Genomic DNA, 24,309 nt, shown 5'->3' with positions numbered 1-24,309 from the left:
GCCAGCCCGGTGTCCGCGCCGAGTCCGGCGGCACCGAACGCCCACGCCATCACGCCCTCGCGCGGCCCGAACCCGCCGATGTTCAGCGGCAGTCCCATCGCGAGCAGGGCGAGGACGGCGAGCGGCAGCAGCGCGACGAGCCCGGTGCCGGGCGCGGCGGCCCTGGCCGCGAGGACGAACGTCGCCAGGTGCCCGGCGAGCACGACGACCGAGGAGAGCAGCACGCCGGGCCCGTTGCGCCGGGACAGCAGCCCCTCGCGGGCCTCCGCCAGCGCCGCCCGCAACGCACGCGCGCGCCGGACGGGCGCCCCCGGTGCGCGGTTCATACGGACGGCGAGCGCGACGGCCAGCGCGCCGACGGCGGCGAGCGCGGCGAGCGGGACGGCGTGGCGTACGTCGGTGCGGACCGGGGAGGGCGCGACGAGCAGCACGAGCAGCGCGGCGACCGCCAGGACGACCTGCCCGGCGGTGCGTTCCAGGACCACCGCTCGCACGCCGCGTCCCACGTCACCGGCGCTGCGCCCGTGCCGCACCGCGCGGTGCACGTCGCCGAGGACACCGCCGGGCAGGGCGGCGTTGAGGAACAGCGCGCGGTAGTAGCCGGCGAGGGCGGTGCCGAAGGGCAGCCGGATGCCGAGCCCGCGGGCCACGAGCGACCAGCGCCAGGCGCTGCACGCCGTGGTCACCCCGCCGATCCCGAGCGCCACGGCCAGCGTCGGCAGGTCGATCCTGCGCAGCCCGTCGAGGAAGGCCCCGGTCCCGAGCCGCCAGACCAGCAGCCCGAGGATGAGCACCCCGGCGAGCGTGCCGAGGTGACGGCGCAGGGGGGCCGGCCGGCGCGAGGCCGGGGAAGGTGCCGCTCCGTCGGAGGGCAGCCCGGCCGGCTCGTCGTGCCCGTTCCCGGTCCGCGAACCGGCCGGGTCGTCGTAGCCCCTTCCCGGCCGGGCCGCTCTCGGGACCGGGACGGTGGTGCCGGGACGGGGCGCCGCGGCGTCGGCGGTGACCCCGGGGCCTGTCCCCGCCGAGGCGATCCGACCGGCGTCGGGCTCCGAGGCGTCCGTCCCGGGCAGCAGGACGCCGACCGCCGTGGACGCCGTGGACCCGCCGCGATCGGCGGCCGGACTGCTCCTGCCCGCCCTCATGGCGTGCCGCCGTTCGGGTGGGGCAGGGCCAGCAGGTCGCTGTGGTGGACGGTCGCGCGCAGCTCACCGACGGCCAGGGAGGCGAGCCGGGCCGCCAGGTAGTTCCCGGCGCGTTCGGCCAGCTCCGGACGGTGTTCCACGGCGGCGCCGACCCAGCCGCGCAGCCACTGCGCCGTCAGATCCGGGTCGGCGGGACCGAGGTGCCAGGGGCTCGGGCGGACCCGCACGCCGGCGCCGTACGCGGCGAACGCCTCGCAGGCGGCGGTGACCGCGTCGGGGCCGAGCAGGCCGGTGCGCCGCTGGTGGTCGTTGAAGGCGGCCGTGATCTCCGCGTCCAGCGGATCCTCCGGCGTCAGCTCCACGCGTCCGGCGACGGAGAGCGTGAGCAGCGCCGGACAGCCGGCGCCCGCGCACGCGGCGGCGAGGGCGTCGACCTCCTCGCGGGTCAGCACGTCCAGCAGCGCCGACGCGGTGACCAGCGTCGCTCCGGCCAGCGCGTCCGGGGTGAGCCGGGCGACGTCGCCGCGCCGGGTCTCCACGGTGATCCGGCTGCCGTCGGCGGCGGCGCGCGGGGCGCCGGCCGCGGCGAAGTGCAGCAGGTAGGGATCGCGGTCGTGCAGCACCCAGTGCTGGGCACCGTCCAGCAGGGGCGCCAGCCAGCGGCCCATCGAGCCGGTGCCGCATCCCAGGTCGTGCACGACCTGGCCGCCGGAGCGGCCGGGCCGGTTCGCGAGCCGGATGCGCAGCGGGTCCAGCAGGTCGGCGGCGCGTGCCGCCGCATCGGCCGGCTCGCGCAGCCGCAGCCACTCGGGCGCGTACCGGGCCGGCTCTTCGGGCGCACCCGGCCGCAGCCGTACGGTCTCCCGCTCCCCCGGCCGGGTCACGGGCCCGGCGCCGGGAATCACCGCGGACGTGCCCCCGGTCGTCCGGGCTGCCGCGGCCGCGGCGAGTTGTCGCGCCGCCGCAGCGGGCGCACCGGGAGCCCTCTCGCTCTCGTGCGGAACGCGGCCGTCCGCGGCGGCCGTCGGCCGTGTCATGCCGGCCTCCCCGACGGAGCCGGGAGCCTGCCCAGGACGGCGGCCAGCCGCTGGGCCGTCGTTCCCCAGCCGCTCAGGGAGGCCCGGCGGGCGCGCGCGGCCGTCCTGAGGCGGCGGCGCAGGTCCGGGTCGACGAACCAGGCGCGCAGGGCCGTGGCGAGGGCGGCGGGATCGTCCGGGGGGACGAGAAGGCCGGGCCGGGTGCCGTCGGGGGCGCGGCCGAGCGCCTCGGGCAGGCCGCCGACGTCGGTGGCCAGCACCGGGACACCGCGCGCCAGGGCCTCGGTGACGGCCATGCCGTAGGTCTCGCCGGAGGAGGCCAGGACCATCAGGTCGGCCGCGGCGTAGGAGGCGTCGAGGGCTCCGGCGGTGCGCGGTCCCGTGAGGTCGACGCGGTCGTCCAGGCCGTACGACCGGATGGCGGAGCGGACGCGGGAGACGTAGGCCGGGTCCTGGGTGGTCCCGCCGACGAGTTCGCAGTGGAACGGCCGGCCGGTGACGGAGGCCAGGGCCTCCACCAGCCGGTGCTGGCCCTTGCGGGGGGTGACGGCGGCGACGCACAGCAGGCGGGAGACTCCGTCGGTGCCGGGCGCGAGGGGCGCGATGTCGGCGCCGGGGGCAGCGACGTGCACCGCGTCCGGGGCGAGGCCGTGGTGGGCGACGAGCCGGCGTCCGGCCCAGGCGCTGGTGGCGATCACGGCCGGTACGGCCCGCAGCACCGCCCGCTCCCGCGCGTCCAGGTCGGCGGCGACGGCCGGGGCGAGGCCGGTCTCGTCGGCGAGCGGGAGGTGCACGAGGACCGCGAGGGACAGCCTGCGGGCCGCCGGGACGACGACCTCGGGTACGCCGCAGGCGACCAGTCCGTCCAGCAGGACCACCGCACCGTCGGGAATCTCCCGCAGGGTGCTCTCCAGTGCGGCGCGGGCGGTGGCGTCCGGGCGGGGCCAGGCGCCGGCCACCAGGTGGGCGTGCGGCTGCCAGCCGAAGCCGGGCAGGTCCAGGCCCACGCGCCGGTCGTAGGCGTTGCCGCCGCTCGGCGCGGCCGGGTCGTCGACACCGGCCGGCATCACGAAGTGCGCGGTGCGCAGGGACATGGGGATGATCCCGCCGTCGGTCGGGGGTGCGGGCTGCGCGGGTATGTGGGCGAGCCGCTTCTTCCGCGTCGTCGTGCCGGTCACAGCGCACGCTCGTAACTCGCCCATGCCACGTGCGATTCGTGGAGGGTGACGGAGAGGCCGGCGATGCCCCGGGCGCCCTCGCCCAGCGCGCCCTTGTGGATGCGCTCGGCGAGGCGGTCTGCGATGACCTTGGCCAGGAACTCCGTGGAGGTGTTGATCCCGGCGAAGTCGGGTTCGTTGTCGAGGTTGCGGTAGTTCAACTCGCCGACGACGGCGCCCAGTTCCCGGGTTGCCAGACCGATGTCGACGACGATGTTGTCGTCGTCCAGCTCTTCGCGCCGGAAGGTGGCGTCCACCAGGAACGTCGCCCCGTGCAGACGCTGCGCGGGGCCGAAGACCTCGCCGCGGAAGCTGTGGGCGATCATGATGTGATCGCGGACGGTGACACTGAACAACGGACGACCCTCCAGGTGCGGCGCGTCGGTTCCCCGGCCGATGTCCGCCGGGGATGCCTTCCAGTACGGCTCCTTCCTCCCCCGCGTTCAGCCTCTCCTCACCTTTTCGCTCAGGTCAGGCGCTCGGCCGGGGTACCGGTCTTCGCCCGGGTCAGGCGCTCGGGCCGGGGTAGCGGATCCGGTGGCACAGCGCCGGGAGCTCCCCCGACGCGAGCCGGGGCAGTACCTCGGGCAGCTCGTCGAAGGCGGACTCGCCGGTGACGAGGGCGTCGAGGGCGGGGTCGGCGAGCAGGTCGAGGGCGAGCGCGAGCCGGTCGCCGTAGGAGCGGGAGGCGCGGGCCGGGGAGACGGTGCCGACCTGGCTGCTGCGGATCGTCAGGCGCCGGGAGTGGAAGGCCTCGCCGAGCGGGAGGCGCACCGCACGGTCGCCGTACCAGCTCAGTTCGACGACCGTGCCCTCGGGGGCGAGGAGTTCGAGCGCCCGGGCGAGGCCCTGCTCGGTGGCGCTGGCGTGCACGACCAGGTCGCACCCGCCGAGCGCGTCCTCGGGTGTGGCGAAGCCGGCGCCGAGCGCCTCGGCCGTGCGGGCGCGGCCCGGGTCGGTGTCCACCAGCTGGACGCGGACGCCGGGGAAGCGGGCGAGCAGGGCGGCCACCGAGCAGCCGACCATGCCTCCGCCGACCACCGCGATCCGGTCCCCGACCAGCGGCGCGGCGTCCCAGAGCGCGTTCACGGCGGTCTCCACGGTGCCCGCGAGCACGGCCCGGTGTGCCGGCACCTGCTCGGGTACGACGGTGAGGGCGGCCGCGGGGACGACGTACCGCGTCTGGTGCGGGTACAGGCAGAAGACGCTGCGGCCGGTCAGCTCCGGTGGCCCTTCCTCCACCACGCCGACGTTGAGGTAGCCGTACTTCACCGGGCCGGGGAAGTCGCCCTCCTGGAACGGCGCGCGCATCTGCGCGTACTGGCTCACGGGGACCCCGCCGTGGAAGACGAGGGTCTCGGTGCCGCGGCTGACTCCGCTGAACAGGGTGCGCACCACCGCCTCCCCCGGCGCGGGTTCCGGCAGAGTGACGTCGCGGATCTCGCCGTGCCCGGGCGAGCGAAGCCAGAACGCGCGTGCTGAACGGCTCATCGGCATCCTCCTGAACGATCGGAAGGCGGTGCACGTACCGGGATGTGCACAGGCCGCGCACAGTACGCGGCGTTGATCGACTCTGTCACTCGGCCGGAGGGTGTTCGGTGGCCCTGAACGACATGTATGCAGCAAGGCCCGTCCAGCAGGAGCCCGCGGTGGGTGCGGGAGTACAGCTGGTGTTGCTGGCGCTGCTCGGCGCGGCGATAGGCCTGGGCCCGGTGGGGTGGCTGACCGGGCTCGTGTTCGCCGTGGTCAGCTGGGCGGTGTTGTCGCGGGCCCTGCACCGTTCGGGTCTTGACTCGTTCGGCCCGGCGAACCGTGTCACCCTCGGCCGCGCGACCCTGGTCGGCGGGGTGACCGCGCTGGTCGCGGACTCCTTCGAGGGCGCGCCGCCGGTGACGCTGTTCGTCGCGCTGACGGCGGTCGCGCTGCTGCTGGACGGCGTGGACGGCAAGGTGGCCCGCCGTACCGGCACCACGACGGCGCTGGGTGCCCGCTTCGACATGGAGGTCGACGCGTTCCTGATCCTGGTGCTCAGCGTGTACGTGGCGCTGGACTTCGGGCCGTGGGTGCTGCTGATCGGTGCGATGCGCTATGTGTTCGTCGCCGCGGCCCGGGTGTGGCCCTGGCTGACCGCCCCGCTCCCGCCGAGCACCGCCCGCAAGACGGTGGCCGCGCTCCAGGGGATCCTCCTGCTGCTCGCGTCCTCCGGGCTGCTGCCGGTCCCGGCGTCCGCCGGGGTGGTGCTGCTGGCGCTGGGACTGCTGACGTGGTCCTTCGGCCGGGACGTGGTGTGGCTGTGGCGGCGCGCGCACAGCGTTTTGGACACGGTCCCGGTACAGGCGGAGGAACTGGACCTGGCCGCTCGCTGACGCTCACGCCCGGGCTCTCGGCCGGCGGGACGCACCCGGGCGTTCACCGTTCGGGCCCGCGCAGCCGGCGCAGCGGGGCGGCCCGGCGATCGCGCCCACTCGTTCAGGCCCCCGCGGCTCCCGCCCCAGTTGTTCACCGTTCAGGCCGGCCGCTCACGCCCGGCGGCGTGCCCAGTCGCTCACGCCCCGCGGCTCCCGCCCAGCCGTTCACCGTTCAGGCCCGGCCGCCCACGCCCGGCCGTTCACGCCCATCGGCACGCCCGGCCGTTCAGACCCGGTCGCTCGGCCCGGCTGCTCCCACCGGCCGTTCACGCCCCGCCGTCGAGCCCCGGCGCGGCAGCAGGGCGATCGCCGTCAGGGGTACGGCGGCCAGCGCGAGCCAGGGCGCGGCGGGCGGCAGGCCCGAGTCGAGCAGGACGCCGGTCGCGGCGGAGCCGCCCAGCACGATCAGGCCGGACACCGAGGACAGCGCACCGGTGTACAGCCCGAGCCGGCCTTCGTCGGCGAGGTCGGGCACCCAGGCACGGGCGGCTGGGGCGACCAGCATCTGACCGAGCGTCAGCAGGACGACGAACCCCGCGGCCGGCAGCAGCCCACGCACGCCGGTCCAGCCGGCGGGACGGAGGACCGCGACGACGGCGAACCCGGCCGCGATCAGCGCGAGGCCCGCCGCCATCGCCGGGCGCGGCGTGAGCCGCTCACCCACCAGCCGCGTGACGGGCAGCTGGGCCGCGACGACCAGCAGCGACGACAGGGCGAACAGCCAGGCCAGAGGTGCCTGGGAACCGGCCGCGCGCTCCACCTCGGCGGGCAGGGCGAGGTAGAGCTGGTTGTAGGCGAGCAGGTAGGCCCCGTACGCGCCGCACAGCGCGAGGAAGCGGACGTTGCGCAGCAGCGGTCCGGCACCGCCGCGGACCCGCACCGCCACCGGCCGCCCCGTCACGTGCCGCGGCAGCAGCCACACGTGACCGGCGAGGACGAGCACGAAGATCCCGGCGCCCCCGAGGCACACCGTGCGGAAGTCGACGTCCAGCAGCAGCGCGCCGAGCAGCGGCCCGAGGAACGCCCCGGCCTGCCCGGCGACCGTGAACAGCGCCAGCACCCGGGTGCGCGGGCCGCCGCCTGCCTCCTCCCGGGCGACGGCCTGCCGGGCCACCTCGGACTCGACGGCCGGGGAGAACAGCGCGGCGGCGAAGCCGATGAGCAGTACCGCCCCGATCACGGCCCAGGTGGCCCGCGCGTACCCGAGCCAGGCGAACCCCGCGATCCTGAGCGCGCAGCCGGTCAGGACGACGGGCCGGATGCCGTGGCGGTCGGTGAGCGCGCCGCCGACCACGAACAGCCCCTGCTGGCTGAACGTGCGCAGTCCCAGCACCAGCCCGACGAGCCAGCCCGCCAGGCCGACGCCGCGCCCGAGGTGGTCGGCGAGGAAGGGCAGGACGGCGAAGAAGCCGAGGTTGAAGGCGAGCTGGGTGAGGATCAGCAGCCGCAGCAGCGGGGTCATGCCACCGGCTCGGCTGCGAGCAGGGGACGTTCGGCCTTTCGAGCCCGGTTGTTCCGTGGCATCCGTACGCCGCCCGCCGCACTGACGGCGAGCGCGCCCAGCAGGGCGAGGACGGCAGCGGGCGCGAGGACGGCCCAGGGGGCGCGTTCGGCGTACGGCTGGTTCTCGGCGGCCAGCAGGCCCCACTCGGGGGACGGCGGCTGCGCCCCGAGGCCGAGGAAGCTCAGCGAGGCCAGGGCGAGGGCGGTGCCGGGCAGCCGCAGCAGGGCGTGCCGGGTGACGGGGGGCAGCACGGCGGGCAGCAGGGCGCGGCGCAGCATGTGGAGGCGGCCGGCGCCGAGCGCGCGGGTGGCCGTCAGGTGCACGGTGGCCCGCTCCTGACGCAGCAGCGCGGAGGTGTGCGCGGCGAGCGGAGCCCAGGCGACGGCGAGCACGGCGAGCGCGGGCGTGGTGGCACCGCCGCCCCGGACAGCGGTGACGAGCAGCGCCGCGAGGACGGGCGGGATCGCGTTGACGGTGTCGACGAGCGGCCCGGACAGCCGGGGCAGCAGCCCGAGCAGGACGCCGGCGAGGAGCGCGGCGGCACTGATGCCGAGGGCGAGCAGCAGGGTGTCCAGGGCGCCGTGCGCGATGCGGGCGAGCATGTCCCGGCCGAGCGCGTCGGTGCCGAGGGGATGCGGGGCGGAGGGTGGCCGCAGGCGTGCGGTGGTGTCGAGTGCGAGCGGGTCGCGCGGCAGACCGAGGGCGACGGTGGCGGCCAGCGCGCCGCCGTACACGAACGGCAGGGCGGTGCGGGCGGGCGGGGCGGGCCGGTGCAGGGTGGGCAGGGCGCCGTCGCGCAGGGCGGGGCCGGTCAGCAGACGGGTCGCGAGGTGGCCGAGCCCGGTGGCGGCGGCTGCGAGGAGCAGCAGCGCGAGGGTGCCCGCCTGGAGCACGGGCAGGTCCTGGGCGAGGGCGGCCTGCAGGGTCGTACGCCCGAGTCCGGGGATGTCGAAGACCTGCTCTACGGCGACGGCACCGCCGGTGATCCCGACGACGAACAGGCTCGTGTTGGGCAGCAGTGCGGGCACGCAGCGGCGGACGGCCTGGCGGGCGACACGGCGGCGGGGCATGCCTCGGGCGGCGGCGGCCCGGGCCCAGGGCTCGGCGAGGACGGCGGGCAGCAGGTCGTCGAGGAGCCGGCCGAGCACGGCTCCGGCGGGCAGGCCGAGGGCGAGCGCCGGCAGTACCGTCCAGCGCGGCCCGTACCAGCCGAGCGCGGGCAGCCAGCCGAGTTGGACACCGACGACGGTGGCGAGCACGGAGGCGGTGAGGAATTCGGGCAGCGCGGCGAGGACGGCGGTGCCGCTGCCGCCGGGGCGGCGCACGCCGGGTCCGCGCAGGGTGCGGATGGTGACGAGCGCGGCGGTGACGACGGCGACCGCGAGGGCCGCCGTCATCAGTACCAGGGACGCGCCGAGGGCGTCGAGGACGGTGGGGGTGACGTCGGCGCCGTTCAGCCACGACTGCCCGCCGGCCCCGCGCAGCCATCGCAAAAGGAGACGCAACGGCCCCTCGTCGAGATGGAGTTGGACGCGGATGTCGGCGAGGACCTGGGGGTCGGGGTCGCGGTCGGCCGAGCGCGCCTTGAGGACCGTGCGGGCCGGGTCGGTGTGCGTCAGCCAGGGCAGCAGCCCGATCGCGCACACGAGCCCGGCCGCCAGTGCGGTGCGCCACAGCAGGGCGCGAAGTGTCGCGCGCATGGTCAGCGGCGGGTTCCGGGGCCGATGAGGGTGCGCTCGTACGGGTCGAGCAGCACGCCGTGCACCCGGGCGCCGACACCGGTGACGATCCGCTGGTGGACCAGCGGGACGACGGCGTCGGTGCCGAGGATCGCGGCCTCGGCGGCCATGGCCGCGTCCTGCCGGGCACCGGTGTCCTCGATGGCCTCGGCCTCGGCGACGGCCCGGTCCACCTTCTCGTCGCACAGCTGGGCGATGTTGTAGTTGCCGTGGCAGGTGTGGTCGCCGGCGAGGACGGCGACGGGGTCGCCGGTGTCGACGAGGGTGTTGCGGGCGAGGACGAAGGCGTCGAACTTCCCGGCGAGCGCGTCGCTCTCCAGTCGTGAGTACTCCCGCACCTGGAGCGTGACCCGGAACCCGGCCTTCTCCAGCTGCTGCTTCAACACCTGTGCGACTTCCGGGAGTTCGGGGCGGTTGTCGTAGGTGGCGAGGGTGACCGGGGTGCCGTCGACGGCGCCGGGAGCCGCGTGCACGGGCTTGGTCCGCTTGCCGGCGGCCCAGGTGACGGCGGGCCCGTGGATACCGGCACCGGCGTCGGCGTGTCCCTCGTAGACGCCCTTGGCGAGGGCGGCGGTGTCGACGGCGGCCCGGGCGGCGGCCCGTGTCCCCGGGTTCTCGAACGGCCCGTGTGCGGTGTTGAGCAGCAGACTGGTGGTGCGGGTCGTGGCGGTCTCGTGCCGGGTCACCGCGTCCAGGGTGGCGGCCTGGGCGACGGGGACCGCCTCGGCGATGTCGACCTCACCGGTGCGCAGGGCGTTGGCGCGGGCGGTGCCGTCGGCGACGAAGCGGGCGTCGATGCCGGCGGCGTGGGCGAGGCCGCCCCAGTAGCCGTCGTGACGGTCGAGGGTGGCGGAGGTGGCGCCGGTGACCTTGGTCAGCCGGAAGGGACCGGTGGCGGTACCGACCGGGTCGACGCGCCCCTGGCTGCCGTACGCCTTCGGGGAGAAGACGGCCAGACTCGGGCTCGCCAGCCGCAGGGGCAGGATCGGATCCGGCGCGGCGGTGGTGACGCGGACGTCGTCGCCCGCGGCCCTGGCGGTGAGGGTGACGCCGGACAGGGCGGCGGGGGCGGGCCTGGCCTGCGTGGCGCGGGTGAGGGCGGCGGCGACGGCGGCCGGGGTGACCTCGGCGCCGTCCTGGAAGGCGGCGTCGCGCAGGGTGAAGCGCCAGCTGCGGGCGTCCTCGCGGCGCCAGGACGTGGCGAGCGCGGGGGTGGCGGTGCCGTTGGCGTCCAGGGCGGTCAGTCCCTCGGCGACCCCGAGGCGGCTGAGGATGGTGGCGTCGGCGCCGTACGGGGAGAGGTTCTCGGCGGGCGGGAAGGCGAGGGCGACGCGCAGCCGGGAGCCGCCGGCGGCCCGGGTGCCGTCGCCGCCGTCCTTCTCGGCGAAGCAACTCGCGAGGAGGGGAACGAGGAGGAGGGCTGCGAGCAGCCTGAGGCGGCGTATGCGGGTCACCGGGTCACCGCCCCGGCGGAAGGGGGCATCGCAATCTCCACGTGCAGCACGCCGTTGCTCCCGCGGGCGTCCTCGCGCTCGTCGTGCACGACGGTGCCGAGCGACCGCCAGAACGCCTCGGCGCCCGGCACGGACGGGTCGGTGTGCAGATAGACGGCCCGGTAGCCGCCGTCGGCGGCGGCGAAGGCGAGCAGTTCGCGCACGAGGTGCCGGGCGAGACCGCGCCTGCGGTGTTCGGGGCGCACGTAGACGCGGCGCAGCTGGGCGGTGGTACCGCAGGGGTAACGCTCGGCGAGATGGCGGGGGTTGGGCGGGTGGGCGGGGCCGCGGGAGTCGAGCGCGGCGGTGGCGACGACGCTGTCGCCGGCATCGAGCGCCACCAGGAGGGTGTGCCGGGGTGAGGCCAGATAGGCACCGGCGAGATCGATGATGTCGCCGTGCCAGCGCGGCACGTATCCGGTGCCGAAGTCCCGGTACACGGTGTCGAGCATGACGGCCCGTGCGCCGTCGAGGTCGTCGGGGGCGGCGGGCCTGATGCGGTGACCCCTGAGGGGGTGGGGGTTACTGATGCCTTGCTGTCGCACTTGCACATCATATGCATTAAGAGGCAAGGGGAGATCGGCGAGATCCCTGCGAGGCACCGGCCGGAGGGCGGTGGCGAGCATGCGCACCACTCTGCCACATGACATTCATTTTCAAAAAGCCCGGCGTTCAGCCGGCGCGGGCACGCCCGCCGGCCACCCGTCCGGCCAGGGCGTGTGGTCGTAGGGGTTCCAGCGACGCCGCATCGTCTTGCGGGCGATGCCCTGGAGGTGGGCCCAGCGGCTGTAGGCGTGCAGGACCACTCCGGGCGGATGGCAGATGCCCTTGTGGTCGATGCGGACCTGGGTGCGGATGATGCCCTCGGCGGTGAAGCAGGCCAGTTGGGTGCTGACGCCGGCGGGCAGCGATCCGCCGGCGGGCAGCCCGCCCCGCGCCGCCCCCAGGGTCTCTCCGATCGCCAGGCCGAGCATCAGCCCGCGGACGCGGGACTGCCGGGCGAAGAGTTCCCGCTGGGGGCCCTTGGCGTGGGGCAAGGCGGCGCGCCTCTCTTTCTTGCGAGGGGAGGGACCGGCCGCGGTGTCAGAGGCCGGCCCGCTCCAGCAGGATCGGCAGGGCCTCCGGCTTCACCTTCTGCACCGACCGCACCTGCCCGAGCCCGAGCTGCTCGCGGCCCACGGGGTCGCGGGACAGCGCCTTCGTCGCCTCGGTGAGCAGCGTCGCGGCGACGAGGTAGGAGACCTCGGTGTCGTCGGGGTCCTGCCAGGGTTCCTCGTCGACCTCACCCACCGCGCAGACCGCCGCGTCGGGGTGGGTGAAGAAGAACCAGAGCCGGTCCCCCGGCTTCATACGGTTTCGGCGGCTGAGCCAGAGCTCAAGTTCGGGCTCCTCCTCGGCAAGTTGCCGGATCGTCTCCCGGTCGGTCGGTTCACCGTCCAGCATGTCCAGTTGAGGATTGAGGATGTAGATCCAGTCCGCCACGGCTCTCCCCTCGGTCAGGACGCTCGGCCCACGGCCACGCCCACAGCAGCGCCCCATGGTGCCAGGCGGACGGCGCCGGTGCGAACTCGGTTTCGGTGAACGGACAGCGGTGCGGTCGCCGGCAGCCGTCGCCGGACTCTCACGCCGCCTCCCGCACCCCGCCCCCGTGCTCCCGGATGATCTCCGCGTACCGGTGTCCCGACCCCTTGATCGTGCGTTTCTGGGTGGTGTAGTCGACGTGGACCAGGCCGAAGCGCTTGTCGTAGCCGTACGCCCACTCGAAGTTGTCCAGCAGGGACCAGGCGAAGTAGCCGGCCAGCGGGGCGCCCTTGCGCAGGGCGGAGGCGCAGGCCGCCAGGTGCTGTTCCAGGTACGCGCGGCGTTCCGGGTCGTCCACCGTGCCGTCGGGGCGTACGGCGTCGGGGTAGGCGGAGCCGTTCTCGGTGACGTACAGCCTGCGGGCGCCGTAGTCCTCGGTCAGGCGCAGCAGCAGGGTCTCGATGCCGCTCGCGTCGATCTCCCAGTCCATGCCGGTGCGCGGGACGCCGGGGCGGTCCACGGTGCGGACGTGGGGGGCGGGTCCTGCCGGGTCGTCGGTGACCGTCTGGGGGAAGTAGTAGTTCAGGCCCAGCCAGTCCAGCGGGGCCGCGATCGTCTTCAGATCGCCCGGTTCCTCCGGCAGGTCCACGCCGTACACCTCCCGCATGTCGGCGGGGAAGCCGCGGCCGTGCACCGGGTCGAGCCACCAGCGGTTGGTGTGACCGTCGAGGCGCTGGGCCGCCGCCAGGTCCTCGGGGCGGTCGGTGGCCGCGTGGACGGTGGAGAGGTTGTTGACGAGGCCGACCTCGGCCTGCGGGGCCGCCGCGCGGACCGCCTCGACCGCAAGACCGTGGCCGAGCAGCAGGTGGTAGGAGGCGCGTACGGCGGCCGTGAGGTCCGTCCAGCCGGGCGCCATGCGGCCCTCCAGGTGGCCGATCCACGCCGAGCAGAGGGGCTCGTTGAGGGTGGTCCACAGACGGACGCGGTCACCCAGGCGGGCGGCGACGGTCTCGGCGTACTCGGCGAACGCGAAGGCGGTGTCCCGTTCGGGCCAGCCACCGCGGTCCTGGAGCACCTGCGGCAGGTCCCAGTGGTAGAGGGTGACGGACGGGGTGATGTCCGCCTCCAGCAGAGCGTCCGTCAACTCGTCGTAGAAGGCGAGGCCCTTGGGGTTCACCGGGCCGTCGCCGCCGGGCAGGACGCGCGGCCAGGCGACCGACAGCCGGTAGCCGTTCACCCCGAGCCGGCGCATCAGGGCGATGTCCTCGCGCCAGCGGTGGTAGTGGTCGCAGGCGACGTCGCCGTGGTCGCCGCCGGCCGTCATGCCGGGGGTGTGCGAGAAGGTGTCCCAGATCGACGGCGAGCGGCCGTCCTCGGCGACGGCTCCCTCGATCTGGTACGCCGACGTGGCGGTGCCCCACAGGAAGTCGGCCGGGAACGCGGCGAGGTCGATGGTCACGGAAGTCCCTTCGGGAAAGGCGGGGGAGGACGAGAAGGTCACTTGACGGCTCCCGCCGTCAGGCCGGCCACCAGATAGCGCTGGAGCAGCAGGAAGCCGGCGACCACCGGCACGCTGACGACGAGGGAGGCGGCCATGATCTGGTTCCAGTACACGTCGTTGAGGGTCGAGTAGCCCTGCAGGCCGACCGCGAGCGTGCGGGTGGTGTCGTTGGTCATCACGGACGCGAAGAGCACCTCTCCCCATGCCGTCATGAAGGCGTAGACGGCGACCGCGACGATGCCGGGCACCGCCGCGGGGACGACGATCCGCAGCAGCGCGCCGAGCGGGCCACAGCCGTCGACCAGGGCGGCCTCGTCGAGATCGCGCGGCACCGAGTCGAAGTACCCGATCAGCATCCAGATCGAGAACGGCAGCGAGAAGGTGAGATACGTCAGGATCAGGCCGCCGCGCGAGCCGAACAGGGCGATGCCGGTGGTGTTGCCGATGTTGACGTACAGCAGGAAGAGCGGGAGCAGGAAGAGGATGCCGGGGAACATCTGCGTCGAGAGCACGGTCACCGTGAAGACGCGCTTGCCGCGGAAGTCGTGGCGGCTGACCGCGTAGGCGGCGAACACCGCGATCACGACCGAGCAGACCGTCGCCGCGCCCGCCACGACCAGGGAGTTCACGAAGTAGCGGGCCAGCGGGATCGTCGTCCAGATGTCGATGTACGGGCGGATCGTGAGGCCGCTGGGCAGCCAGCGGAACTTCCCCGACACGTCCGCGAGCGGCTTCAGCGAGCTGGAGATCATCACGTACAGCGGCAGCAGGACGAAGCCGGTGAGCAGCGTGAGGAAGATCCGGCGCGACCAGAGGAAGGAACCCGGGGGCGCCATGGGTGAGTTGCGCATCGGTGCCGGGGACGAGTGGCGTGTCGGCGCGAGGCGCCGGTCACGCCTCGGAGCGAGGGACGGGTTACGCATCGGCGGTCCTCCGTCCGCGTGTGGTGAGGGCCAGGTACACGCCCGTCACCGCGAGCAGGAAGAGCAGCAGCAGGACGCTCATCGCCGCGCCCGTGCCGAAGTTCCAGGTGACGAAGGACGCCTGGTAGATGTGCACCGAGATCAGATCGGCGGCCTGCGGTGCGGCCCTGCCGAACAGGACGTAGGGGGTGTTGAAGTCGTTGAAGGTCCACAGGAACAGGACCAGGATCAGCACCTGGTTGACGGGACGCAGCGACGGCAGGGTGATGCGGCGGATCTGCTGCCAGGTCCCGGCGCCGTCCAGGGCCGCCGCCTCGTACAGCTCGCGCGGGATGTTCTGCAGCCCGGCGGTGACGATGAGGAAGGCGAACGGCCAGCCCTTCCACACCGAGACGGTGAGCAGGGCGTAGAAGCTGTTGTCGCCGATGAGCCAGAAAGGCCGCTGGTCGGTGAGGTGCAGCTGGTCGTGCAGGACGTGGTTCACCAGGCCGTTGTCGTGCTGGAACATGAACACCCAGGTGATGACGGCGGCGTAGACGGGCAGCGCGTACGGCACGAGGAACAGCGCGCGCAGCAGGCCCCGGCCGGCGAACGTGTCCTGCATGAAGACCGCGGCGGCGGTGCCGATCAGCCAGCACAGGGCGACCGACAGCAGGGTGAAGGCGACGGTGACGAGGAAGGAGTGCAGCAGGGCCTCGCCGACCGGGGCGTCGAAGTCGACCGACACCGTGTAGTTGTCGAGGCCGGCCCAGGGCGCGCTGCCCCAGTCGCGGATGAAGAACTGGGTGAGTTCCTTGAAGCTCATCACGACGCCGATGACCATCGGCACGAGGTGGACGAGGAGTTCGAGGAGCAGGGCGGGCAGCAGGAGCAGATAGGGCAGGGTGGCGCGGCGGATCCGTCCGGGGCGGCGGGGAGCACCCGCACGGGCGGATGCTCCCTTGTGCACCGCTCGCTCGACGGCGGTGGTCGTCGTCATCTCGTCACTTCGCCGGCATCTGCTGCTGGGCCTTGGCCAGCTTGGCCTTCACGGACGCGGCGGTGACGGGGCGGCCGGCGGCCGCGTCGGCGAACAGCTCCTTGACGGCCGTTCCGACCGCCGTCTCGAACTGGGACTCGTCGGCGACCTGGGGCAGGGCGGCGGCGCTGGTGGCGAGCGTGTTCTTCAGCACGGCGTTCGCGGGGGTGCCGAAGGCGGCGTCGCTCTGGGCGGTCTTCACCGGCGGGATGGTGCTGTAGGCCTTGTTGAGGATCTTCTGCTCCTCGTCGCTCGTCAGGAACTTCACGAACCGCGTGGCCCCGTCGAGGTTGTGGGTGTTCCTGAAGACGGCGAGGTTGATACCGGCGACCATGGAGTTGACCTGGGTGCCGGTGCCGGGGGTACCGGACTGCACGGGCACCGGGGCGATGCCGTAGGCGTCCTCGCTCATGCCCTGGGACTTCAGGTTGGCGGAGGCCGACTGCCACAGCAGCATCGCGGTGCGGCCCTTGGCGAAGTCGCTGACGGACTGGTTCTGCGCATACTCGGCGTTGCCGGCCGGGATCACCTTGTCCTTGGCCATGAGGTCGACATACTGCTGGACTGCGCTGACGACGCCGTCGCCGGTGAAGTCGGGCTTGCCGTCGGCGGTGAAGAAGTCGGCGCCGTGCTGGCGGGCGAAGACAAAGACGTGGTGGATGTTCTCGGAGACGTTGGATCCCTCGGCGCCGAGCGCCTGTTTGCCCTTCGCCCCGATCTTCTGCCCGTCGGCGACCAACTCCAGCCAGGTGGCGGGGGGTTGGGCGATGCCGGCGTCGGCGAAGATCTGCCTGTTGTAGTAGAGGGCATACGCCATCGAGTACAGCGGCACCGCCGCCGGGTCCTTGCCCGCGGCGCCGGTGGAGCCGAGGGCCGAGTCGACGAACCGGTCCTTGCCGCCTATCTTGCCGAAGTTCGCGGCGTCCCAGGGCAGCAGGGCGCCGGTCGCCTGGAGGGACGCCGACCATGTGTTGCCGATGTTCAGCACGTCCGGGCCCTGGCCGGAGGTGGTGGCGGTGAGGATCCGGTTGAGCAGGTCGGACCAGGGGACGACCTCCAGCTTCACCTTGATGCCGGTCTGCTTCTCGAACTTGGCGAGTTCGGGCTGGAGGACCTTCTTGTCCTCCTCGATGCTCGCGCCCTGGTTGGAGGCCCAGTAGGTGAGCGTCCTGGGCGAGTCGTTCGACCCGCCGCCGGTGGCCGAACCTCCCCCGCACGCCGTGGCCGCGAGGGCGAGGGAGAGGCTGACGGCGCCGACGGCCGCGACTCGGATGCTGCGCATGCTCCAGGTGGTCCCTTCCGGGAAGCTCATCACGTCTTAATTTAGGGCGTGAGTTAAACGGCGAAAGACGATCCGCGTCAAGGCCTTTGACGCGGATCGTCGAACTCGGCCGCGATCCGGAACGGAACGGTCAGCGGCTACGCCGCCTGCAAGGCCGGCGACGCCGTCACCACCTCGGCGGCAACGGGCAGTACGAGCACGTCGTCGACGACACGGACGCGCCGACGTCGGGCACGTCGACGACGCCATCGGCCGTGGTGCCGTACCCCTGACGCGGCGGCCTTCGCGTCGCATCCCGGACGGGGGGCCGCCGGTGGCCCTCACCCGGTGCGGGAAGAGCCGCCGGCGGTCGCGTCACGGGGCACGGGGAGAGCCGCCGGCGCGGTGCACGTCACGCAGGCGCGTAACCCGTCGGGCGGGCCGTGAAGGTGCCGCGGCCCTGAGTGCGGCTGCGCAGGCGGGTGGCGTAGCCGAACAGTTCGGCCAGCGGCACCGTCGCCGTCACCACCGCCGCGCCGCCGCGTGTGCCGGACCCGGTGACCCGGGCCCGGCGCGCCGCCAGGTCGCCGAGGACGGCGCCGACCGCGTCCTCGGGCACGGTCACCGTGACCTCGGCGACCGGCTCGAGCAGCAGCAGCGTGCAGCCGCGCAGCGCCTCACGCAGGCCGAGCCGGCCGGCGGTGCGGAAGGCCATCTCCGAGGAGTCCTTCACATGCGTGGACCCGTCGGTGAGCGTGACCTTCAGCCCCGTCACCGGATGCCCGGCGAGCGGGCCGCCCTCGGCCAGCGCGTCCCGGCAGCCGGCCTCGACCGCGCGGACGTACTCCTGCGGCACCCGGCCGCCCACCACGCTCGACGCGAAGACGAAGCCGGTGGTGCCCGGCCCGTCCGGCAGCGGCTCGACGTCGAGGACGACGTGCGCGAACTGGCCCGCGCCGCCGTCCTGTTTGACGTGCCGGAAGACGGCGCCGGTCACACCGCGGGCGACCGTCTCGCGGTGGCTGACCCGCGGGCGGCCCGTGGTGAGTTCCAGGCCGTGCACCCGGCGCAGCTTCTCCGCCGCGACTTCCAGGTGCAGTTCGCCCATGCCGGACAGCACGGTCTGGCCCGTCTCGGGATCGGTGCGGACCACCAGGGACGGGTCTTCCTCGACCAGCCGGGCCAGCGCCGCCGACAGCCGTTCGGTGTCGGTGCCGCGGCGGGCCTCGACGGCCACCGAGACGACGGGTTCGGCCGCGCCCGGCGGTTCGAGCACGATCGGGGCGCCCGGCGCGCACAGGGTGGCACCTGCGCGGGCCGACTTCAGGCCGACGACGGCCACGATGTCACCGGCGACCGCCCGATCGACCGCCGCGTGCCGGTCGGCCTGCACGCGCAGGATGCGGCCGACCCGCTCGGTGCGGCGCGCGGTGGCGTCCCACACGGTGTCTCCCTTCTCCAGTGTTCCGGCGTACACGCGCAGGTAGGTCAGGCGTCCGGTCGCGGTGGCGGTGACCTTGAACGCCAGTGCGGTGAACGGGGCGCCGGGGTCGGCCGGGCGCTCCTGGCCCTCCCGCGTGTCCCGCACGGGCGGCCGGTCGGCCGGCGAGGGCAGGTAGGCGACCACGGCGTCCAGCAGCGGCTCGATGCCCCGGTTGCGGTAGGCGGAGCCGCACAGCACGACCACGCCGTCCCCGCTGACGGTCAGGTCCCGCAGTGCGGCGCGGAGCGTGTCCGCCGAGAGGGTCTCCCGGTCGCAGAACTCCTCCAGTGCCGCCGGATGCCGTTCCGCCACGGCCTCCTCCAGTGTCCGGCGCCGACGCCGGGCCTCGTCGAGGACCGTGCCGGGAACCGGGCCCTCGGTGACCGACTCGCCGCCGTCGGGCCAGGTCAGGGCGCGCATCCGGACCAGGTCGACGACGCCGGCGAAGGCGTCCTCCGCGCCGATCGGCAGCTGCACCACCAGCGGTGCGGGGTGCAGCCGCGCGCGGATCGACGCGACGGCCGCGTCCAGGTCGGCGCCCGCGCGGTCCATCTTGTTGACGAACGCGACCCTGGGCACGCCGTGCCGGTCGGCCTGCCGCCACACGGACTCGCTCTGCGGCTCCACGCCCGCCACCGCGTCGAACACGGCGACCGCGCCGTCCAGCACCCGCAGCGAGCGCTCCACCTCGTCGGCGAAGTCGACGTGGCCGGGGGTGTCGATCAGGTTCACGCGGTGGCCGTCCCAGGCGCAGCTGACGGCCGCGGCGAAGATGGTGATGCCGCGGTCGCGTTCCTGCGGGTCGAAGTCGGTGACGGTGGTGCCGTCGTGCACCTCGCCGCGTTTGTGCGTGGTGCCGGTGGCGTACAGGATCCGCTCGGTGACGGTGGTCTTGCCGGCGTCGACGTGGGCGAGGATGCCCAGGTTGCGGACGGCGGTGAGCGGGTGGGTGAGGTGACGGTCGAGTGCGGTGCGCACGGCCCTCATGCCTTTCGGACGAGATGTGTTCAGGGCAGCGCGATCCCCCGGACGCGTCGACGGGCGCCCGTGCGAGTGACGGGCCGTCAGATGTGCGTCGCGGGCTTCCGGTGCCGGCCGCGCAGCGGGCACCGGACGGCACGGGACACCAGGATCACCTCGTAACGGGCGCGGGAAGCGGCGGCAGCGGTGCGGTCACGCATGGCCTGCTCCCCTCACTGGTGATCGGTGTCGGTGGTCATCGCGCGCCGTCGACAGGGGCAGCGCGCGATGCGTGGCGAGTCTAGGGAGACGCCCGGCGGCCGGGCATCCTATTTTCCGTCAGGCGCCCGTCGCGGGCGCGGCCGTGTAGAAGTGGGCGCGCACCCGGCGCAGCCAGGCATCGGCCGCCGACTCGTCGGGCCGTGCGGGCAGGGCGCTGGGCGTGTTCGCGAAGGCGTCCTCGTAGTGCCGCAGCAGCGGCTCCGCGGCCGACGGGTCGGCGGCGACCCGCTCGCCGAAGGCGTGGTAGGCGTCGGGGTCGTCGACCCGTACGGTCAGGGCGCCGGTCGCGTACAGCTCGAAGCCCTGCACACACAGCCGCCGCAGGTGCCGGGCGTGCTTGGCGACCCGCGCGGGCGGGGCGGTGCCCTCGGCCCGGTGGGTGAGCTTGCGGAACTGCTGGGTGGCGTAACCGAGGTAGGCGTCGCGCACCCGGTGGGCGCTGAGCAGGCTGGAGCGCAGGGCGATGAGTTCGTCGCCGAGCGGGGTGCGCACCTCGTACAGCTCGTCCGGCAGCCACACCAGCTCCATGACGGTCGGGTTGCCGCCGAGGGCCAGCCGGCACCACTTGGCCGCCTCGTGCAGGGTGTGGTCCGGCACGGTGGAGACGTGGGACTCCTTGGGCTGCCGCAGACCGTGCAGCTCCTCGGTGGGGACGGCGAACAGGCCGAGCCGGTCGATGTCGGAGCCCTCGCGGGCCAGGCCGTACGCGGTCGAGCCGACGATGCCGGACAGCAGGACGTATCTCTCGCTCACAGTTCCCCCCGGTGGTGGTGCGGTCCGCCATCATGCCTCGCACAAACGTTCAGCGGCCTCGCATTTTCCGCGCCCGGGGGGCTCGCGGGCCCGGTGCGCGCGCCTGCCGGGAGCCGTGCGGTGCCCCCGGTTCACCGGGAAGGGTGAGCCGGGCGGCCGGATGCGCCCGCCGGCGGGGTGCGTGCGGGTTCGGCGGCGGGCCTGGCCGGGCATCGTGAAGACGAGGTACGACACCGGGGTGCGGCGACGGCGCCGCGGCCCGCGCGGGCAGGCGGGCCGCGGGTTCGTCAACTGTTGTGGACACGGCCGGTGTCGGGCTGTCGGCGCGGTGGGCGGGACCCTACGATGCACCTGCCCCGCGGCGGCGGGCCCGACGCCGGACCGAGGCGTCCCCGCCCGTCCCGGACGCCGTACGGGGGCCGGCAGGGGAAGGGGGGACCAGGCGATGGCGACTGCGGAGCGCGCACTGCGGCGGTTGTCCGGGGCGGTGCCGCCTCTGGTGCTGGGCGGGGCGGCGGCACTGGTCACCGGGGTGCTGATCGGTCTGCCGGTGGACACCACGGGGCTGATGAACTCCGGCGGTTACGTCTTCACGGCGGGCCTGCTGCTGGCGGTCGGCCTGTACGGCAGCACGTACGCGATCGATGTCAGGGCGCTGCGGGCGGACCTGACCGGGGTGCTGGTGGCGGTCACGCTCGGTGTGGTGCTGAAGGCGGCGCTGATCGCGGGGACGATGCTGCTGTTCTTCCGGCGGCCGGAGTCGCTGGTGCTGGGCATGGCGGTGGCGCAGATCGACCCGTTGTCGGTGGCCGCGCTGGACCGCGAGGGGCGGATGTCGCCGCGGGCCCGGTCGCTGCTGAAGGCGTGGGCGTCCTTCGACGATCCGATGACGGTCCTGCTGACGCTGTATCTCGCCGGGTACGCCTATGCGGCGGCCGGGCACTTGGGCAGCCCCCGGGTGGCGTCCGGGGGCACCGGCGGCTATCTGACCGGCCTCGGTCTGAACGCCGCGCTGCTCGCCGCCGTGGTCGCGGTGTGGTGCGCGGGGCGGTGGGCGGCTGGGCGGGTGCCCGGCACGGTGGTCGTGCGGCGGGCCAGGGGCGCGGGCGCGGTGCTGCTGGTGGTGGCTCTGCTGGTGCTCGCGGCGGCGCAGCAGTTGATGCTCGCGGTGGCGCTGGCCGGTCTCGTGGTGCGCTCCCGGACGGTGGGCCGGGCGGTCGACCGGGCGGTGGGCGGCGCGTTCCTCGCCGCGTTCCTGGCGCTCGGCCTGCTGCTCGCGCGGGGCGTGTCCTGGGTGCAGGGAGTCGTGCTGGGTACGGCCGCGTTCGCCGCGCAGGCGCTGGTGGCGCTGCTGGTGCTGCCGTTGTTCGTACGCGGCCTGCCGCGCCGGGACCGGATCGCGCTGGGGCTCGCCCAGCAGAACGGCATCACGGCGGTGCTGATCGCGCTCACCCTCGAGCGTGATTTCCCGGGTACCGCGGGCACGGTCGGCCCGGCCGTCCTGACCGTCAACGCCCTGTACGGGGCGGGGCGCGTGCTCCAGGACCGCGGGTCGCGACTGCCGGGACTTGTGAGCCTGCGGGAACTCGCCGCGGCCACCGTTCGTCACTCTCCGTACCATCGCGAGGCGGCGGAGGCGAAGGCGGCGGACGAGCGCACGGCGGCGTAGGGGGCGGCGGCCCATGGGACGGGGCGGCATCGTTCGCGGCGCGGGCAGAGGTACGACGAGCAGGGTTCACCGGGGTGAGCGGACGGGGAGAGGCGTGATGAGGCAGCGGAGGGGACACGGCCGGCCGGGGGCACCGTGCGGGGGCCGTCCGCCCGGCGCCCGGCCGCCGGCGCGGGCCACCGCTCCCCCGCGCCGCCCCACGGGCGGCCGGGTCCACCGGTCGTACGCGGCGGCCTGCGGGGCGGCGCTGGTGCTGCTGGCCACGGGCCCCGCGTGGGCAGGGCCGCGTGCATCCTCGGAGCGGGATGTGCAGCTGGTGTACTGCCTGGACGGCGCGCACCGGGCCGGACTCGTCTCCGCGGCCGTACGCCTGAAGCTGCTGGCGCCGGGCAGCACGGCGACGCCGGACGCCGTACTGCCGGCCGCCGGCGCGGGCAAGGACGCGGGCACGGGTAAGGACGCGGGCACGGGCACGGGCACGGGTAAGGACGCGGGCACCGGCAGGAACACGGGCGCCGGCGCGGGCAGGGGCGGCGGAGCGATGACGCTCCAGCAGTGGGCCGAGCGGCGGCAGGAGGAGTTCGGGCGGGCCTGTTCCGCGCTCATGGCCGCCGCCTCCGAGTCGCCGGGCGCGGCCGCCGGGGACGACGGCGGGGGCGGCTGGTTCACGGACTTCCTCAAGCAGTTACCGCTGCTGGCCGCCGGTGCGCTGCTCACTCTAGGCGGCCAGGCATCCGAACGGCTGTCGGCGGAACGCCGGCAGTTCCAGCAGCAGTTGGCCGGTGAGGAGAGCGCCTACCGGACGGCCGTGCACGACTACCTCACCGCGTACGAGACCGACGAGCGGGCCGATCACGGCGCGGTGCGCACGGCCCGCACGGCTTTGGCGCGCACCCTGAACCGGGTACCCGGCCCGCGGGCGCGCCGGGACGCGGGGCGTGCGGCCGCCGACGCGCTGCCGCTGGACCGGCCGCTGCGCGGGGACCGGGACGGCTACCTGCTGGACACCGAGGGCCGCGGCCGGTACGCGGAGGAGCAACGGAGCGCCATGGAGGACCGGCTGCGACTGATATCCGACCTCAACCGGAGCAAGGTGTACTGGAGTTGGCGTAGCGTGCGGGACCGTGTCGCGCGACGGGAGAGAGCGGGGACGGCCGTATGAACGGGGGCGAGCACCGCACGAACCCGTACGGGGTGTACGTGCCGGGCAGCAGAAGCCAGGTGCCCGGGATACCGGCCGTCCCCCGGGACGACCACCCGCTGGTGCCGTGGGCGGAGGAGGAGCACGCCGGGCAGTGGGTCGACGTCGACCATGTCCGGGAGCAGGTGGAGGAGTTCCGGCGCTGTCTGGCCCGGCTGCCGGAGATGATCATGCCGCATGTGGACCGCGGGCATCTGGTCGTGGTGACCGGTCCGGTCGGCATGGGCAAGACCACGCTGATCCACCAGTGCATCCACCTCGCCCACCAGTACCTCGCTCAGCTCGACGCGGACGCCGGCGGCACTCCCGAGTACGAGCGGGGACTGCGGCCACCGCGCCCGGTCGTGGCGATGACCGGCGGATACGTCAACTACGGCAACGACGTCAGCTGGGACGAGCGCGGCGACTTCGCCGAGACGCCGGGCATCAACGCGGCCATACGGGACAAGGTCGTCGAGGCGCTGCGCGGGTACTTCCCCGACGTGGCCCTGGACCCGGTGATCGACGGCGGTGACGTCCACAAGGCGTTCAGCGCCATCAGCGCGCTGCTCGCACAGCAGAACTGCCTGCTGTTCGCGATCGTGCCGCACATCGACTGGCGGGACGCCGGGGGCGAGGTGCGCGGCAAGTTCCTCAGGACGTGTCTGAGACACGCGCAGAGCCGGATCGTACTGTTCGTCGAGATCAGCCACCAGAACCCGCGCACCGCGCGGGAAGTGCTCGGGGACCTGCTGTCCTATCCCGAGGTCACCCATCTCTCGCTCGGCTCCCTCACATCGGAGGACCCCGTGAAGTTCACCGAAGCCGTCCGGGGCGGCCACCCGTCCGTGGACGGCCCACCGCCCGAGGCCGGTGACGCGTGGAACCTGCTGGACGTGCGGCAGCTGCGCAAGGAGTGCTTCGAGATCGCCGAACGCCAAAGACGCCAGGGTGGCCGCGTGCGGGTCACCGCCGCCGACCTGCGGGCGCCCACTCTGAACCCGGCCGACCTGGGACGCACCCCGCCGCCGGGTCCGCCCCGGCCGCCGGGCCAGCGGGCCGCGCCGCCCGCCTCGCGGCGGCCCGCGCCGCCGCCGGACCGGTGGTCCGCGCTGCCGCCCGGCCGCTGAACGGACGGGCCGCCGGGGCCGTCTCCCCCGGCCGGACCCCCGAGCCGCCGCCCTGACGCACACCGGCCCGTATCCCCGCTCCCGCCGC

The 24,309-nt window shown here is 74.3% G+C and carries 20 protein-coding genes and 1 pseudogene; 4 read left to right on the top strand and 17 right to left on the bottom strand.

Features of this window, described 5'->3' with window-relative positions:
* Positions 1–29 precede the first annotated feature (29 nt).
* The 5 genes and pseudogenes from ACZ67Q_RS02435 to ACZ67Q_RS02415 all read right to left on the bottom strand — a co-directional run.
* Positions 30–1,142, bottom strand: a pseudogene (locus tag ACZ67Q_RS02435) (lysylphosphatidylglycerol synthase transmembrane domain-containing protein); the annotation flags it as partial.
* Entirely contained in the window at positions 1,139–2,179 is a 1,041-nt protein-coding gene (locus ACZ67Q_RS02430) for a methyltransferase domain-containing protein (protein WP_471175342.1), read from the bottom strand. The pseudogene ACZ67Q_RS02435 and the gene ACZ67Q_RS02430, both read right to left, overlap by 4 nt.
* Positions 2,176–3,381 (bottom strand): glycosyltransferase family 4 protein, encoded by a 1,206-nt coding sequence (locus ACZ67Q_RS02425; protein WP_471175340.1) that lies wholly within the window; start codon positions 3,379–3,381, stop codon positions 2,176–2,178. The genes ACZ67Q_RS02430 and ACZ67Q_RS02425 overlap by 4 nt, the downstream gene beginning before the upstream one ends.
* Entirely contained in the window at positions 3,354–3,752 is a 399-nt protein-coding gene (locus ACZ67Q_RS02420) for a 6-pyruvoyl trahydropterin synthase family protein (protein WP_471175338.1), read from the bottom strand. The genes ACZ67Q_RS02425 and ACZ67Q_RS02420 overlap by 28 nt, the downstream gene beginning before the upstream one ends.
* Positions 3,753–3,903: 151 nt before the next feature.
* On the bottom strand, positions 3,904–4,887 hold the full coding sequence (locus ACZ67Q_RS02415; RefSeq protein WP_471175336.1) for a zinc-dependent alcohol dehydrogenase: 984 nt from the start codon (positions 4,885–4,887) through the stop codon (positions 3,904–3,906).
* A 107-nt stretch (positions 4,888–4,994) separates the two neighbouring features.
* Here ACZ67Q_RS02415 and ACZ67Q_RS02410 point away from each other — a divergent pair, with 107 nt between their 5' ends.
* Positions 4,995–5,762: a CDP-alcohol phosphatidyltransferase family protein gene (locus ACZ67Q_RS02410; RefSeq protein ID WP_471175334.1), complete on the top strand. Its 768-nt coding sequence runs from the start codon at positions 4,995–4,997 to the stop codon at positions 5,760–5,762.
* A 268-nt stretch (positions 5,763–6,030) separates the two neighbouring features.
* On the opposite strand, the gene ACZ67Q_RS02405 is transcribed toward ACZ67Q_RS02410, so the two are convergent.
* The 12 genes from ACZ67Q_RS02405 to ACZ67Q_RS02350 all read right to left on the bottom strand — a co-directional run bounded on the left by ACZ67Q_RS02405 (position 6,031) and on the right by ACZ67Q_RS02350 (position 20,242).
* A complete protein-coding gene (locus tag ACZ67Q_RS02405) occupies positions 6,031–7,266 on the bottom strand; it encodes an MFS transporter (protein WP_471175332.1) in 1,236 nt (411 codons plus the stop codon).
* Positions 7,263–9,008: an ABC transporter permease subunit gene (locus ACZ67Q_RS02400; protein WP_471175330.1), complete on the bottom strand. Its 1,746-nt coding sequence runs from the start codon at positions 9,006–9,008 to the stop codon at positions 7,263–7,265. Before ACZ67Q_RS02400 ends, ACZ67Q_RS02405 begins: the two co-directional genes overlap by 4 nt.
* A 2-nt stretch (positions 9,009–9,010) precedes the next feature.
* Entirely contained in the window at positions 9,011–10,492 is a 1,482-nt protein-coding gene (locus tag ACZ67Q_RS02395) for an ABC transporter substrate-binding protein (protein ID WP_471176000.1), read from the bottom strand.
* Between the two features lie 5 nt (positions 10,493–10,497).
* Positions 10,498–10,992, bottom strand: a complete 495-nt coding sequence (locus ACZ67Q_RS02390; RefSeq protein WP_471175997.1) for a GNAT family N-acetyltransferase — start codon at positions 10,990–10,992, stop codon at positions 10,498–10,500.
* Between the two features lie 204 nt (positions 10,993–11,196).
* Complete coding sequence (locus ACZ67Q_RS02385; RefSeq protein WP_471175328.1) at positions 11,197–11,577, bottom strand: hypothetical protein; 381 nt, start codon at positions 11,575–11,577, stop codon at positions 11,197–11,199.
* 46 nt (positions 11,578–11,623) lie between these two features.
* The gene (locus tag ACZ67Q_RS02380; protein WP_471175326.1) at positions 11,624–12,022 is read right to left on the bottom strand and encodes a hypothetical protein; all 399 of its coding nucleotides are present in this window, start codon (positions 12,020–12,022) and stop codon (positions 11,624–11,626) included.
* Between the two features lie 139 nt (positions 12,023–12,161).
* Complete coding sequence (locus ACZ67Q_RS02375; RefSeq protein ID WP_471175324.1) at positions 12,162–13,520, bottom strand: GH1 family beta-glucosidase; 1,359 nt, start codon at positions 13,518–13,520, stop codon at positions 12,162–12,164.
* 38 nt (positions 13,521–13,558) lie between these two features.
* Positions 13,559–14,398 carry a carbohydrate ABC transporter permease gene (locus ACZ67Q_RS02370; protein ID WP_471175994.1) on the bottom strand — a complete coding sequence of 280 codons (840 nt, stop codon included), beginning with the start codon at positions 14,396–14,398 and terminating at the stop codon, positions 13,559–13,561.
* A 79-nt stretch (positions 14,399–14,477) separates the two neighbouring features.
* Positions 14,478–15,464: a carbohydrate ABC transporter permease gene (locus ACZ67Q_RS02365; RefSeq protein ID WP_471175322.1), complete on the bottom strand. Its 987-nt coding sequence runs from the start codon at positions 15,462–15,464 to the stop codon at positions 14,478–14,480.
* Between the two features lie 4 nt (positions 15,465–15,468).
* The gene (locus ACZ67Q_RS02360) at positions 15,469–16,785 is read right to left on the bottom strand and encodes an ABC transporter substrate-binding protein (RefSeq protein WP_471175320.1); all 1,317 of its coding nucleotides are present in this window, start codon (positions 16,783–16,785) and stop codon (positions 15,469–15,471) included.
* A gap of 391 nt (positions 16,786–17,176) precedes the next feature.
* On the bottom strand, positions 17,177–19,225 hold the full coding sequence (gene fusA, locus ACZ67Q_RS02355) for an elongation factor G (RefSeq protein ID WP_471175318.1): 2,049 nt from the start codon (positions 19,223–19,225) through the stop codon (positions 17,177–17,179).
* 321 nt (positions 19,226–19,546) lie between these two features.
* The gene (locus tag ACZ67Q_RS02350) at positions 19,547–20,242 is read right to left on the bottom strand and encodes a nucleotidyltransferase domain-containing protein (RefSeq protein WP_471175316.1); all 696 of its coding nucleotides are present in this window, start codon (positions 20,240–20,242) and stop codon (positions 19,547–19,549) included.
* Between the two features lie 445 nt (positions 20,243–20,687).
* Here ACZ67Q_RS02350 and ACZ67Q_RS02345 point away from each other — a divergent pair, with 445 nt between their 5' ends.
* From ACZ67Q_RS02345 to ACZ67Q_RS02335, 3 genes are all read left to right on the top strand, one after another.
* Positions 20,688–21,911 (top strand): cation:proton antiporter family protein, encoded by a 1,224-nt coding sequence (locus tag ACZ67Q_RS02345; protein ID WP_471175314.1) that lies wholly within the window; start codon positions 20,688–20,690, stop codon positions 21,909–21,911.
* A gap of 97 nt (positions 21,912–22,008) precedes the next feature.
* A complete protein-coding gene (locus ACZ67Q_RS02340) occupies positions 22,009–23,073 on the top strand; it encodes a hypothetical protein (protein ID WP_471175312.1) in 1,065 nt (354 codons plus the stop codon).
* Complete coding sequence (locus ACZ67Q_RS02335) at positions 23,070–24,221, top strand: P-loop NTPase family protein (protein ID WP_471175310.1); 1,152 nt, start codon at positions 23,070–23,072, stop codon at positions 24,219–24,221. The genes ACZ67Q_RS02340 and ACZ67Q_RS02335 overlap by 4 nt, the downstream gene beginning before the upstream one ends.
* Positions 24,222–24,309: the final 88 nt, after the last annotated feature.

The sequence above is a fragment of the Streptomyces sp. NPDC036813 genome, assembly GCF_055609245.1.
Note: the sequence above shows the minus strand (reverse complement) of the source record. Positions and strands in the feature narration are given on the sequence as shown.

Excerpts from the sequence above, each read along its gene's own strand:
- ACZ67Q_RS02335 (WP_471175310.1), top strand. The coding sequence starts at position 23,070 with ATGAACGGGGGCGAGCACCGCACGAACCCGTACGGGGTGTACGTGCCG.
- ACZ67Q_RS02400 (WP_471175330.1), bottom strand. The coding sequence starts at position 9,008 with ATGCGCGCGACACTTCGCGCCCTGCTGTGGCGCACCGCACTGGCGGCC.
- ACZ67Q_RS02360 (WP_471175320.1), bottom strand. The coding sequence starts at position 16,785 with ATGCGCAGCATCCGAGTCGCGGCCGTCGGCGCCGTCAGCCTCTCCCTC.
- ACZ67Q_RS02390 (WP_471175997.1), bottom strand. The coding sequence starts at position 10,992 with ATGCTCGACACCGTGTACCGGGACTTCGGCACCGGATACGTGCCGCGC.
- ACZ67Q_RS02415 (WP_471175336.1), bottom strand. The coding sequence starts at position 4,887 with ATGAGCCGTTCAGCACGCGCGTTCTGGCTTCGCTCGCCCGGGCACGGC.
- ACZ67Q_RS02340 (WP_471175312.1), top strand. The coding sequence starts at position 22,009 with ATGAGGCAGCGGAGGGGACACGGCCGGCCGGGGGCACCGTGCGGGGGC.
- ACZ67Q_RS02365 (WP_471175322.1), bottom strand. The coding sequence starts at position 15,464 with ATGACGACGACCACCGCCGTCGAGCGAGCGGTGCACAAGGGAGCATCC.
- ACZ67Q_RS02405 (WP_471175332.1), bottom strand. The coding sequence starts at position 7,266 with ATGACCCCGCTGCTGCGGCTGCTGATCCTCACCCAGCTCGCCTTCAAC.
- ACZ67Q_RS02430 (WP_471175342.1), bottom strand. The coding sequence starts at position 2,179 with ATGACACGGCCGACGGCCGCCGCGGACGGCCGCGTTCCGCACGAGAGC.
- ACZ67Q_RS02345 (WP_471175314.1), top strand. The coding sequence starts at position 20,688 with ATGGCGACTGCGGAGCGCGCACTGCGGCGGTTGTCCGGGGCGGTGCCG.
- ACZ67Q_RS02425 (WP_471175340.1), bottom strand. The coding sequence starts at position 3,381 with ATGGGCGAGTTACGAGCGTGCGCTGTGACCGGCACGACGACGCGGAAG.
- ACZ67Q_RS02370 (WP_471175994.1), bottom strand. The coding sequence starts at position 14,398 with ATGGCGCCCCCGGGTTCCTTCCTCTGGTCGCGCCGGATCTTCCTCACG.